Origin of the sequence: Psychrobacter sp. A3 (genome assembly GCF_028823565.1) — a bacterium.
Lineage (GTDB): Bacteria > Pseudomonadota > Gammaproteobacteria > Pseudomonadales > Moraxellaceae > Psychrobacter > Psychrobacter celer.
Genome location: NZ_JAPEHS010000003.1, coordinates 41,038 through 53,530, shown reverse-complemented (window position 1 = coordinate 53,530; position 12,493 = coordinate 41,038). Strand labels below are relative to the sequence as shown.

At 48.6% G+C, this 12,493-nt stretch carries 10 protein-coding genes and 1 riboswitch; of the genes, 7 read left to right on the top strand and 3 right to left on the bottom strand.

The genetic code is table 11. The features are described from left to right. The first annotated feature begins 188 nt into the window (after positions 1–188). The gene (locus NK638_RS01230; RefSeq protein ID WP_274631611.1) at positions 189–1,055 is read left to right on the top strand and encodes an EamA/RhaT family transporter; all 867 of its coding nucleotides are present in this window, start codon (positions 189–191) and stop codon (positions 1,053–1,055) included. 378 nt (positions 1,056–1,433) lie between these two features. Continuing rightward, positions 1,434–2,324: a fructose bisphosphate aldolase gene (locus tag NK638_RS01225; protein ID WP_274631610.1), complete on the top strand. Its 891-nt coding sequence runs from the start codon at positions 1,434–1,436 to the stop codon at positions 2,322–2,324. 114 nt (positions 2,325–2,438) lie between these two features. Here NK638_RS01225 and thiC read toward each other — a convergent pair whose 3' ends face one another. Beyond that, positions 2,439–4,409, bottom strand: a complete 1,971-nt coding sequence (gene thiC, locus NK638_RS01220; protein ID WP_274631609.1) for a phosphomethylpyrimidine synthase ThiC — start codon at positions 4,407–4,409, stop codon at positions 2,439–2,441. Between the two features lie 289 nt (positions 4,410–4,698). Beyond that, positions 4,699–4,815, bottom strand: a riboswitch (TPP riboswitch). Positions 4,816–5,086: 271 nt separating this feature from the next. On the opposite strand from thiC, the gene pstS reads away from it, so the two are divergent. The 5 genes from pstS to phoU all read left to right on the top strand — a co-directional run bounded on the left by pstS (position 5,087) and on the right by phoU (position 10,286). Then, positions 5,087–6,253 (top strand): phosphate ABC transporter substrate-binding protein PstS, encoded by a 1,167-nt coding sequence (pstS, locus tag NK638_RS01215; protein WP_274631608.1) that lies wholly within the window; start codon positions 5,087–5,089, stop codon positions 6,251–6,253. A gap of 209 nt (positions 6,254–6,462) precedes the next feature. Further along, positions 6,463–7,416, top strand: a complete 954-nt coding sequence (pstC, locus tag NK638_RS01210; protein WP_192993400.1) for a phosphate ABC transporter permease subunit PstC — start codon at positions 6,463–6,465, stop codon at positions 7,414–7,416. 70 nt (positions 7,417–7,486) lie between these two features. Beyond that, positions 7,487–8,389: a phosphate ABC transporter permease PstA gene (gene pstA / locus NK638_RS01205; protein ID WP_446739792.1), complete on the top strand. Its 903-nt coding sequence runs from the start codon at positions 7,487–7,489 to the stop codon at positions 8,387–8,389. A 251-nt stretch (positions 8,390–8,640) separates the two neighbouring features. Continuing rightward, positions 8,641–9,399 (top strand): phosphate ABC transporter ATP-binding protein PstB, encoded by a 759-nt coding sequence (gene pstB / locus NK638_RS01200; RefSeq protein WP_274631636.1) that lies wholly within the window; start codon positions 8,641–8,643, stop codon positions 9,397–9,399. A 98-nt stretch (positions 9,400–9,497) separates the two neighbouring features. After that, on the top strand, positions 9,498–10,286 hold the full coding sequence (phoU, locus tag NK638_RS01195; RefSeq protein WP_274631607.1) for a phosphate signaling complex protein PhoU: 789 nt from the start codon (positions 9,498–9,500) through the stop codon (positions 10,284–10,286). Between the two features lie 130 nt (positions 10,287–10,416). On the opposite strand, the gene NK638_RS01190 is transcribed toward phoU, so the two are convergent. Both NK638_RS01190 and argH read right to left on the bottom strand, forming a co-directional pair. After that, positions 10,417–10,707 (bottom strand): oxidative damage protection protein, encoded by a 291-nt coding sequence (locus tag NK638_RS01190; RefSeq protein WP_075101388.1) that lies wholly within the window; start codon positions 10,705–10,707, stop codon positions 10,417–10,419. Positions 10,708–11,013: 306 nt separating this feature from the next. Continuing rightward, complete coding sequence (argH, locus tag NK638_RS01185) at positions 11,014–12,387, bottom strand: argininosuccinate lyase (protein ID WP_274631635.1); 1,374 nt, start codon at positions 12,385–12,387, stop codon at positions 11,014–11,016. Between the last annotated feature and the right edge of the window lie 106 nt (positions 12,388–12,493).

The window sequence follows — 12,493 nt, the reverse complement described above, 5'->3', positions numbered from 1 at the left end:
ACCTGCAGGCTAATTGTAATTGCGTGCATATAGATGCCATGAGTATCAGCACAACAAAACACCAAAAAGCCATTGTTGTATTGGAAATATTTTGTTACATTCAGTGGTTTTATAGTGTTTGCCATGGTTTTGTGTATTGCTGACGTGCGGTGTTGCTCTGACATGAATCAAGGATAGAGGTAGGGATTATGATGTATTTGGTGATAGCAGTACTGTGCAGTGTGGCCGTCTCGGTACTGCTCAAAATCCTGCGGCAAAAAAATATCGATATTCGCCAGACCATCGTCGCAGGTTATCCCGTGGCTTTTTTGCTGACATGGTTTTTATTAACGCCAGATGTCAGCAGCATAAGCACGCTTGGCAACGCATGGGGCATCATTCTGGCGCTTGGGATACTGCTGCCGACGGTTTTTATTATCTTGGGCCGTGCGATTGCATCGGTCGGCATGGTCGCAACCGATGCCGCCCAGCGCTTGTCGTTGATTATTCCCATTATCGCCGCTTTTTTGTTATTTGGTGAGGTGCTGACGGGCACGCGAGTGCTTGGTCTGGTCTTAGGGTTTTTGGCGTTGGGAGCTTTGGTTTACCGGCCCAAACATACCGGTGGGGGCGAGAACACTAGTATGAGCCCGCCCGCCGCGCGTACCCCGCTATGGCTATTTGGCGTATGGGCAGGCTATGGCATCGTTGATATCTTATTTAAAAAAGTCGCCAAACAAGGCACGGCCTTTCCACTGACACTGTTTGTCAGCTTTGGCGTTGCAGGATTGTTATTGCTGATTTATTTGCTTGTGACACGCGTGCGTTGGCAGGGTAATGCCTTGGCAGCAGGGCTACTACTGGGCGCTCTAAACATGGGCAATATCTATGCGTATGTGCGCGCCCACCAAGTATTGTCCGACTCTCCTAGTATTGTCTTTACTGGGATGAACGTCGGGGTCATCGCCGTCGCGACGCTCATCGGTGTGGCTGTGTTTAAAGAGCGGCTCGGTCGTATCAATGTGCTAGGCTTGCTGCTGGCGATTGGCTGTGTGGCGGTACTGTTTTTGGCATAAGAGTTTGATGTAAGGCTTTGATGTACGTGGTTTGGCATAATATTCTTATACCTATAGTCGATGCACTCTAAAAGAGCATCGTAGCGCTACTGGGATGCTGTTTTTAAATGTAGGTTGTGCAGCCTCTGAGAGCGCCGCACGTCAGTAAAATTTATATCAGCAGCGTGTTTAAATTTATATAACCGTTTTATTTTCAACTAGCTATTTCAACTGGCTATTTTCAACTGATATATCATAAAAATTGGCGGCGCTGTCACGCATCCTATATAGGCAGATAAAGCATCCTATGGTAAGGTTGTCTACAAATAGCAAGGCTCATATAGATTGAGTCGATTGGTGATGTTTGGCTTTAATCAATAGAAATAGGATACTTTTTCAATGGAATACCAAAAACAACGACAGCGTATAAAGGATGGTTCAGGGTTTATCGCCGCGCTTGATCAAAGCGGCGGTAGCACACCAAAAGCCCTAGAAAACTACGGCATCAGTAGCGATGCTTATGACAATGATGACGCGATGTTTGATCTGGTGCACGAGATGCGCGCGCGTATCATGACTTGTGATGCCTTTGATAATGAGCGTGTCCTTGGCGCGATTTTATTTGAAGACACCATGGAGCGCGAGGTCAATGGCAAGCCAACGGCAAACTATCTGTGGGAAGATAAAAACATCGTGCCGTTTTTGAAGGTCGATAAGGGTTTGGCCGAGCAAATGAGCGGCGTACAAGTCATGCGCCCGATGCCAGACTTGGACGCGCTACTGGATAAAGCCAAAAACTATCCCGTGTTTGGCACTAAGATGCGCTCAGTCATTTATGAGCCAAGTGTCGATGGTATCGAAAAAGTAGTGCAGCAGCAGTTTGATGTGGCTAAGCAAATCCTCTCCAAAGGCTTTATGCCAATCGTTGAGCCTGAGGTTAGTATCGATAGCGCCCAAAAGCATGAGTGTGAAGTGATACTCAAAGCGGATATTTTGCGAAACCTCGAGCGTCTAAATGACGACCATCAAGTGATGCTAAAACTAACCTTGCCCACCGACGGCGGATTCTATCAAGAGCTGATTGATCATCCAAAAGTACTCAAAGTCGTGGCATTATCTGGCGGTTATAGTCGTCGTGAGGCCTGCGAAAAGCTTAAGCAAAACCCCGGTATGATTGCCAGCTTCTCACGCGCGTTTACCGAAGGGTTGAGCAAACAACAAAGCGATAAAGAGTTTGCTGATACCATGAACGCCTCAATTGAAGAGATTTATCAGGCGTCAAATGTGTAAACAGCTCTTTGGCTAAGAAATACTTATCATAAAAAAAGCTCGCTTCTACAGGCATAAGAAGCGAGCTTTTTGCTATATAAAGTAATTAAATATACAGCAGTCAAATCAGCGGAGTTATACCTCTTTATACAGCTGTCGACCCTCGCTATGGTATTTTTCAGTCATCTCTTTCATGCCTTGCTCAATCTCAGCGGTGCTCATAGCGTCTGTGCCTAAGCTTTCTGACGCGTCCAAACCTTTAGCGTACTCGCGGACGTTTTGGGTGATTTTCATCGAGCAAAATTTCGGCCCACACATCGAGCAAAAGTGTGCTGATTTATGCGCGTCTTTTGGCAGCGTTTCATCATGGTATTCGCGGGCGGTATCAGGATCGAGCGCCAGATTAAACTGATCATCCCAGCGGAACTCAAAGCGCGCCTTAGACAAGGCATTATCGCGAGCTTGCGCGCCTGGGTGGCCCTTAGCCAGATCAGCGGCATGCGCGGCGATTTTATAGGTAATAATGCCGTCTTTGACATCCTTTTTATTCGGCAGTCCTAAGTGCTCTTTTGGTGTCACATAACAGAGCATGGCGGTGCCAAACCAGCCAATCATCGCCGCACCGATAGCACTGGTGATATGGTCATAACCGGGTGCGATATCGGTGGTCAGCGGCCCTAAGGTATAAAACGGCGCGTCGCTGCAAGTCTCTAGCTGTAAGTCCATATTTTCTTTGATGCGGTTCATCGCCACATGTCCGGGGCCTTCGATCATCACCTGTACATCGTGCTGCCATGCGATTTTCGTTAGCTCACCAAGCGTGCGCAGCTCACCGAACTGCGCTTCGTCATTGGCATCTTGCAAGCAGCCAGGACGCAGACCATCACCTAAGCTAAAGGCCACATCGTACTGCTTCATAATCTCGCAAATCTCTTCAAAATGGGTGTATAAAAAGCTCTCTGTATGATGGGCAAGGCACCACTGCGCCATGATAGAGCCGCCGCGAGAGACAATACCTGTGAGTCGATTGGCCGTCAGTGGCACATAGCGCAGCAGCACGCCTGCATGAATGGTGAAGTAATCAACGCCTTGTTCGGCTTGCTCGATAAGTGTATCGCGGAATATCTCCCACGTTAGGTCTTCGGCGATGCCGTCGACTTTTTCTAATGCTTGATAAATTGGTACCGTACCGATGGGCACAGGCGAGTTACGAATCAGCCATTCACGGGTCTCGTGGATATGATTGCCTGTCGACAAATCCATGATGGTATCCGCGCCCCAACGCGTGGCCCATGTCATCTTCGACACTTCTTCATCGATAGACGAGCCAAGTGCTGAATTACCGATATTGGCGTTAATCTTTACCAAAAAATTACGCCCGATAATCATCGGCTCAGACTCAGGGTGATTGATATTATTTGGGATGATGGCGCGACCGGCCGCGACCTCGCTACGCACAAACTCAGGGGTGATGATTTTTGGGGTATTGGCACCAAAGCTCTCGCCGTCATGTTGGCGCATATCGGTCAGTTCATGCTGTTTTTGCGTCTCACGAATGGCGATATATTCCATCTCAGGGGTGATGATACCGCGGCGCGCATAATGCATCTGGGTGACATTGCCTGCTTTACCATTGACTTTTTTGGCGCGGCGCGGCTTATCAATATGGGCAAACCGTAGATTGGCTGTGGTGATATCACGCGCACGCGCTTGCCCGTATGAGCTGGATAAACCGTTTAGCTGCTCTGTATCACCGCGCTCGGCTATCCAGCCCTCGCGCAGTTTGGGCAAGCCGCGGGTTAGGTCAATTTGGGCATCAGGGTCGGTATAGACGCCTGAGGTGTCGTAGACATAAAACGGCGGGTTTTGCTCCCAGTCGGACTCATCCACGCCCTGAATAGGCGTGGGATCTAGCGTGATCTTGCGCATCGGCACTTGAATATCAGGTCTTGAGCCTTGGATATAGACTTTTTGCGAGGCGGGGAGAATGCGGTGTAAGTCGCGCGCGTCTTCTTCAAAGCGCGTGTCTTTGGCGCTACGGTGCGCAGGTGTTTTTAGCGCGTCGGTGTTTTTCTGGGTCTTTGGAGATAGGGTTGAGGTTGTCATATGCTGTCCTAGCGTGTTGGTTTTTGAATAAAAGCAACACCGCCAGAAGCTGCGGGGGTAGCACTTATCATCTAGGCAATTTTTGCTGCGTCGTCGTCACTGGCTGTCAAATCTATCATCGCGAAAATCTGCCTTCGCGGAGGATGTCATCAACCTGTAAGCGACGCTTGGTATCTCTCATCATTATTTGGCACTACTTAACCCTATAAAGATTAGCACCACCAAGCGGGCATTTAGGCCAACAGTCATGAGGATAACAAGGCATTTCTGCCCGTCTTTGCCATACATAATAAAGTGCTGAAGACTTCCCTGCGTCGGTACTAACCGCATCAGGTTCGGCGGGTGATCTCTCAGCGAATGTACAAAGGCAGTCAGCCATTCGTACACCGCACCCCGAGTCTGTCAGTGTTGTAAATCAGTCTCATACTAACAAACTTCTGCCATGAGGGCTACTGGTGTTTGACCACCGGTATGTCAGTCAACGTGCGCACGAGGCCATGAGTCATGACACGCAGGCTAATAGCGTTAGCCTCAAGCGCCGCCAGATTTGACCCTATTTGTCATGCAGATAAAAGAGTTGGGCGGTTGTCATCAAACTGTCATAAAAACTTGTCAAGATGTCACACATGTCACCAATCATGCTTTGTTCAATCGTTGTTAAACTTTAGGAGTTCTACATGCGTTATTCGTTATTGGCAGTCGCCGTTAGTTGCACCTTAGTACTCACCGCTTGTAATAAATCCACCGACCCCGCAGAGTCAGCAGCGCAGAGTGACACCAGCGCGGCGACAGTGGCCGAAACCACCAGCACAGCGACATCTTCTCCAGCAAGCGATTTTAAATCAGCTGAGAACATCGCTATGAACATCACTGGTGCTGGCGCGTCGTTCCCGCAGCCTATCTATGCCAAGTGGTCATATGACTATAATGCCGCGACTGGCGGTCAGGTCAACTATCAGTCTATCGGCTCCTCAGGTGGCATCAAACAAATCCAAGCAAAAACCGTTGACTTTGGCGCCTCTGATGCCCCGATGACCCCTGAAGAGCTGGATGCGGCAGGACTTATTCAGTTTCCGACCGTCATCGGCGGCGTGGTACCGATTGTCAATATCGATGGTGTCGGACCAGGTGAGCTAAAGCTGGACGGCGCAACCCTAGCCGATATCTATCTGGGTAAGATTAGTAAATGGAATGACCCTGCCATCACCGCCATGAACCCAGATTTGACCCTGCCAGATGCTGCCATTACCACCGTATTTCGCTCAGATGGCTCAGGCACGACCTTTAACTTTACCGATTATTTGGCGAAGGTTTCAACTGACTGGAAAGACAGCGTGGGTGTCGATAAAACCATCAAATGGCCAACCTCTGCCACAGGGGCAGGCGGCAAAGGCAACGAAGGCGTATCAAGCTACGTCAACCGCATGAAAAACGCTATCGGCTACGTCGAGTATGCCTATGCCAAGCAAAACAACATGGCGCATGCCGCCCTAAAAAACGCGGCGGGTAATTTCGTGCAGCCATCTGCTGAGACCTTTGCTGCGGCAGGTGATATCGATTGGTCACAGCAAGCAGGCTTTTATAAAGTCATCACCAACTCTGAGACCGAGCAAGCGTGGCCCATCGCCGCTGCCACCTTTATCTTGGTACACAAGCAGCCAGAAAACCCGAAGCAAGTGGCTGGCGTGCTGAACTTCTTTGATTGGGCGTATGCTGAAGGTGATGATAGTGCCATGGCGCTTGATTATGTGCCTTTCTCTGATACCGCAGTGGCACTGTTTAAAGACAAGTGGAATGAAGTCAAAGGTAGCGATGGTCAACCCGTCTACACCCCAGCTCAGTAGTTTTTATACATATATATAGCAGAGCTTGTAAGCCCCTTTGAGACACCTATTCTCCGGTGGTTGTCTCAAAGGTTTTATCACAACAAATTTAAAAATAGCGTCATTAATGACCGTTAATAGCGCCCTTTATTAAGATTTAGTTTGTTGTGATAAGACCTGATGAGTCTTTTAAAGATTTTGATTTAATATTATTTAATGCTGAGACACTTATGAATGATTTAAGGTCGCAACTGGCAAAACAAAAACGTTACGATGCATTATTTGTCAATGCCACCAAGGCATTTGCTATTCTCGTGCTGCTATCATTGGGCGGTATTTTGCTCTCTTTGATCATTGGCGCTTGGCCAAGTATTCAAGCATTTGGCCTCGGGTTTTATACCAGTAATAACTGGGATACGGTCGCCAATGAGTACGGTGCACTAGCGCCTATTTATGGCACGCTGGTGACGTCGTTTATCGCTATTTTAATCGCTGTGCCAGTCAGCTTTGGTATTGCGATATTTTTGACTGAGATGTGTCCGACCTTCTTAAAAAAGCCCCTCGGCATCGCCATTGAGCTGCTGGCAGGTATTCCCTCTATCATCTACGGTATGTGGGGACTGTTTGTCTTTGCGCCATTTTTTGGCGACCACATTCAGCCGTGGTTTATCGAGCATATCGGCCCATTGCCTATCATCGGCAAGCTGTTTACCGGTGCGCCAATGGGATTGGGTATGTTTACCGCCTCATTGGTGCTTGCCATTATGATTATTCCTTTTATTGCCGCTACCATGCGCGATGTTTTCTCTGTGGTGCCAGACCTGCTCAAAGAGTCAGCTTACGGCATGGGCGCGACCACTTGGGAAGTGATGTTTAAAATTATCTTGCCCTATACCAAAGCAGGCGTGGTCGGCGGGGTTATCTTGGGGCTGGGTCGGGCACTGGGTGAGACCATGGCCGTGACCTTCCTTATTGGCAACGCCTTTAATATCAGTCCAAGTCTGTTTACCTCTGGCGTCACCATTACCTCAGCGCTGGCCAATGAGTTTGCCGAAGCCTCTAGTGAGCTACATCTGGCCTCGCTGCTGCACCTTGGCCTCATACTATTTATCATCACCTTTATTGTGCTGTCGCTGGCTAAGCTCATGCTGATGCGTATGGATCAAAAAGCAGGCAACCGCTAATACATAACGACATACAGACGATAGCGATATACAAGCTGACAAAAAATCTTGAAAAATGGAAATGAGTTTTATGCCTACTAATGCGATGCACTCAGCGTTACCTGCGCAGACTGGCTTTGATAGCCGCTACGACAAGCGTCTTTATAACAAACGGCGCTGGGCCAATAAGCTGGGTTTGGGTTTTGCCATATCGGCGATGGTATTTGGCTTGATTTGGCTGTTTTGGATACTGGTGACGCTGTTTATCGAAGGCTTTCAGGGCATGGTGCAAATGCCTATCTTTACTGCCGACACGCCGCCGCCGATGAGCGAAGGCGGCCTACGCAACGCCATTGTCGGCTCGGTGATGGTGGCGTTTTCAGGATTGTTTATCGGGGCGCCCATTGGCCTGATGACAGGGATTTATTTGTCTGAGTTTGCGCAAGGCAGCCTGCTTGGCAAGGTGACGCGTTTTTTAAATGACATTTTGCTCTCTGCACCCTCGATTGTCATTGGTCTGTTTATTTATGCTTTGATGGTTAAAGGTCAAGGCTTCTCTGGGTGGGCGGGCGCACTAGCATTGGCACTGATTGTAGTGCCAGTGGTGGTACGCACGACAGAAAACATGCTCAATTTGGTGCCCAATAGCATTCGTGAAGCGGCCTATGCACTGGGCACGCCGAAGTGGAAGATGGTCACGCAAGTGACGATTAAGGCGGCTCGAGCGGGGCTGACCACTGGTGTGCTGTTGGCCTTTGCCAGAATCACTGGTGAGACGGCGCCATTGCTATTTACAGCATTGAATAACCAATACTTTAGTACCGATATGGGCGAGCCGATTGCCAACTTGCCGAACACTATTTATCAGTTTGCCATGAGTCCTTATGATAATTGGCATACACTTGCATGGGCCGCTGCATTGCTGATTACTGCTTCGGTATTGGTACTAAATGTATTGGCAAGGTTTATCGGTGGTCGCAGCTCCAGCAAATAGCAGCCAGAGTAGATAACGCCTACCGCCAAATCACCTTATATATAGCAGTTACTTAAATTTATATTCATCAAGCTAGGTTGGATAACATTATGAATGACGTCATCAGCAAAACGCGTAGCACAGCAGATAGCAACAACTTTGATACGAGCACAGCCAGCTTATTAAACAGACCGATGGCGACGACCACGCAACTGTCGCAGCCAGATGCGGCAAACTTAACTAAGCAAACACAGCATGATATTCCCAAAGACATGCCAGCAGCGAAGATGCAAATTCGTGATTTAAGCTTTTATTACGGGGATTTTCAGGCACTTAAAAACATCAATATCGACATTCCTGATAAAAAAGTGACTGCTTTTATCGGGCCATCCGGCTGCGGCAAATCGACCCTGCTACGTACCTTTAACCGTATGTATGATTTATATCCTGGCATGCGTGCAGAAGGCAGTATCAACCTCGATGGCAAAAATATCTTGGGCAAAGACATCGATGTCAATCTGCTACGCGCGCAGGTCGGTATGGTATTTCAAAAGCCGACGCCGTTTCCGATGTCTATCTATGACAATGTCGCCTTTGGTGTGCGTCTTTATGAAAGACTAAGCAAAGCTGAGCTGGACCATCGGGTGGAATGGGCGCTAAAAAAATCGGCACTATGGCCGGAGGTAAAAGACAAGCTCAAAGCCTCAGGTTTGTCGCTATCAGGCGGGCAGCAGCAGCGTCTGTGCATCGCTCGTAGTGTCGCTACCAAGCCTGAAGTGCTACTGCTCGATGAGCCAACTTCGGCGCTTGACCCAATCTCGACAGGCGCCATTGAGGATTTGATTGAAGACTTAAAAAACGACTATACCATCGCCATCGTCACTCACAACATGCAGCAGGCGGCGCGAGTGTCAGACTATACGGTCTATATGTATCTGGGCGATATGGTTGAGATGGGCGAGACCGATCAGATATTTACCACGCCTATGCAAAAAGCCACGGAAGACTACATTACGGGTCGTTATGGCTAACGCTGTACAGATTAAAACTATCGTTAATTTTTAATAACAACAATACAGCTATGCTAGCAGCACGCCGTTAATATACAGATATTCAGGGAATACCTCTTATGCAAAGTGACAAGCATATCTCCAAAAGTTTTGATCAAGATTTGGATGAAGCCATTCGTCTGTTTTTGGTGATGGGCGACCATGCAGCCAGCCAAGTTGCCAAAGCCATTCACGCACTTATTGACAAGGATGAGACACTGGCGCAAGAAGTCATCGAGATGGATTTTGATATCAATCGGCAGGAAGTCGAGCTAGATGAGCATATCTTGTTATTGGTCGCCAAGCGCCAGCCTGCGGCCGGTGACTTGCGTTTGGTGATGTCCATCAGTAAAGGCGTGGTGGATCTGGAGCGCATCGGTGATGAAGCGGTCAAAATCGCCAAAATGGCCAATAAGCTCGCCGCCCAAGGCAAATCAGCGTATGGCTATGCCGAAGTGCAGCATCTGAGCAATCAAGTACGTCTGATGCTGCACAATGCGCTAGAGGCTTTTAGTCAATCCAATGCTGAGCAGGCGTTTGAGGTGATGCGCAATGATGATGTGGTCAATGAAGAGTATCAATCAGCGATGCGTGCCTTGATGACTTATATCATGGAAGATGCGCGCCACGTCTCCAAGGTCATCAATATCGTGTGGGTGTTGCGCGCGCTCGAGCGTATTGGTGATCATGCGCAAAACATCGCCGAGCTGGTCATCAACTATATCAGCGGCCAAGATGTACGCCACTCAGACTATGCACTGGTCGAAAAAGCGGTGCAAGAAGCCAATGATCGGATGGCGGCACGTCACGTTGGCGCAACGTCAGCAGATATGTCAACCACGGACGCTGGATTGCCAGATACGGACTAAAGGTGATAAGAGGAACTATAAAAATCCTACCTTGTGTGCACTAAGTGTGCACTAAAAAAACGCGCTATTTAAAGATAGCGCGTTCTAATATTTAACATACTGGTATAAGTATAAAAGTGATGCCGAGTTTTTATTTTTCTGGTGTCCAGCCCTGCGCGCGCTCATAGTCTTCGTTGTCCAAAAACTTCTCACGCTGCTCAGTCAAAAACTTTTTGGCCTCAGGGTCCATCATGCTTAGATGGTTTTCGTTGATTAGCATGGTTTGCTGCTCTAGCCACTCTTTCCACGCTTTGTCAGAGACTGTTTCTTGTAGCTCTTTGCCTTTTTGATTGGGGAAGGGTGGATGCGGCATTTTTGGCAGCTCTTGCTTGTATTTGCGGCAAAACACGGTATTGGCTTGCGGGTTAAAAGTCTCAGTCATTAGAGGCTCCTTATAAACTATGAATATCACCCTATGATAACGATCTGAGTAAATTTAGCAAAGGCTATCGGGTGTATAGACGGTAACAACCAAGCGGTTTGATGAAAGTTTTGGCGATGTGATGACAAAAAAACACCCGCGCTAAGACGTAAGTGCTAGGCGCGGGTGTTGTATAGTGAGTTCAGGATAAAAACGATACAGCGGGACTGGGGTGAGTTTTACGCAGCATCTGTCCGAACAGGCACAGCCCATAAGGAAAGTTTATACCCGTTCTGCGTCGGAATATCATGTCTCTGTTTATGCAAATTATGCAAAAGCTTTTAAGCGCGCGCGTCCATTAACCACCGCTTGCTTGACCTGATTGGGCGCGGTACCACCCAGATGATCACGGGCGGAGAGTGAGCCCTCTAGCGTTAAGTAATCAAAGACGTCATCGCCGATCGCGTCGCTAAATTGCTGAAGCTGCGCCAATGACAAGTTACTTAAATCAACGCCTTCTTTGATGCCTAAAGCCACAGCGTTGCCGACGACTTCATGGGCATCACGGAATGCCACGCCTTGACGTACTAGGTAATCTGCCAAATCAGTCGCTGTCGCATAGCCCTTCATGGTCGCTTGACGCATACTGTCTTTATTTGGTGTGATGTTTGGTAGCATATCAGCGAATGCCAGTAGCGAACCTGTCAAGGTATCGACGCAGTCAAATAACGGCTCTTTGTCTTCTTGATTGTCTTTATTATACGCAAGCGGTTGACTTTTCATCAGGCTTAACAATGTCATCAGCTGACCAAAGACCCGCGCCGCTTTACCGCGTACCAGCTCTGGCACGTCAGGGTTTTTCTTTTGCGGCATGATCGACGAGCCAGTACAGAAGCGATCGGGTATCTGTACAAAGTTAAACTGCGCCGACATCCATAGGATAATCTCTTCGCTCATACGCGACATATGCATCATAAGGATAGAGGCTGCTGAGGTAAACTCAATGGCAAAATCTCGGTCTGAGACCGCATCGAGTGAGTTTTGGCAAATGCCATCAAACCCTAGCAGTCTGGCGGTGATAGTACGGTCAATCGGAAAGGTCGTACCAGCAAGCGCAGCACTACCAAGTGGCATCTGATTGATACGGCGACGGGCATCGACGAGGCGCTCGGTATCGCGATAGAGCATCTCAAACCAAGCCATCACATGATGACCGAAGCTTACCGGCTGAGCGGTCTGCAAGTGTGTAAAGCCTGGCATAATCGTATCGGTATGCTGCTCGGCCAAATCCAGCAAGCCGTTTTGTAAACGCACCAACAGCGCGATGATATTGTCGGTTTCTTCGCGTAGCCACAGGCGGATATCGGTGGCCACCTGATCGTTACGGCTACGGCCAGTGTGTAACTTTTTGCCCACCGCGCCGACGATATCAGTCAGACGTGACTCGACGTTCATGTGTACGTCTTCTAGGGTAATAGACCAATTAAACTCACCTGCTTTGATCTCAGCTAATACCTGCTGTAGACCATCGATGATGGTCGCCACTTCATCAGCGGTCAAAATTCCGCATTCTTTGAGCATGGTCGCATGAGCGATAGAGCCTTCGATATCATGACGGGCAAAGCGTTGATCAAAGCCGACCGAAGCGGTGAAAGCAGCCACAAAGCTATCCGTCGCTTCACTAAAGCGTCCGCCCCACATCTGCTGGCCTGGCGCGCTGGCAGGATTGTTTTGCGCCGCGTTATTTGTCGTAGAGTCATCTGTGCTAGAATCAGAGACTGACACGTTTTTATTTAATTCAGGATTA

Bases quoted from the DNA above. Each gene is read 5' to 3' on its own strand.
- NK638_RS01230 (WP_274631611.1), top strand. From the start codon at position 189: ATGATGTATTTGGTGATAGCAGTACTGTGCAGTGTGGCCGTCTCGGTA.
- NK638_RS01225 (WP_274631610.1), top strand. From the start codon at position 1,434: ATGGAATACCAAAAACAACGACAGCGTATAAAGGATGGTTCAGGGTTT.
- thiC (WP_274631609.1), bottom strand. From the start codon at position 4,409: ATGACAACCTCAACCCTATCTCCAAAGACCCAGAAAAACACCGACGCG.
- pstS (WP_274631608.1), top strand. From the start codon at position 5,087: ATGCGTTATTCGTTATTGGCAGTCGCCGTTAGTTGCACCTTAGTACTC.
- pstC (WP_192993400.1), top strand. From the start codon at position 6,463: ATGAATGATTTAAGGTCGCAACTGGCAAAACAAAAACGTTACGATGCA.
- pstA (WP_446739792.1), top strand. From the start codon at position 7,487: ATGCCTACTAATGCGATGCACTCAGCGTTACCTGCGCAGACTGGCTTT.
- pstB (WP_274631636.1), top strand. From the start codon at position 8,641: ATGCCAGCAGCGAAGATGCAAATTCGTGATTTAAGCTTTTATTACGGG.
- phoU (WP_274631607.1), top strand. From the start codon at position 9,498: ATGCAAAGTGACAAGCATATCTCCAAAAGTTTTGATCAAGATTTGGAT.
- NK638_RS01190 (WP_075101388.1), bottom strand. From the start codon at position 10,707: ATGACTGAGACTTTTAACCCGCAAGCCAATACCGTGTTTTGCCGCAAA.
- argH (WP_274631635.1), bottom strand. From the start codon at position 12,387: ATGTGGGGCGGACGCTTTAGTGAAGCGACGGATAGCTTTGTGGCTGCT.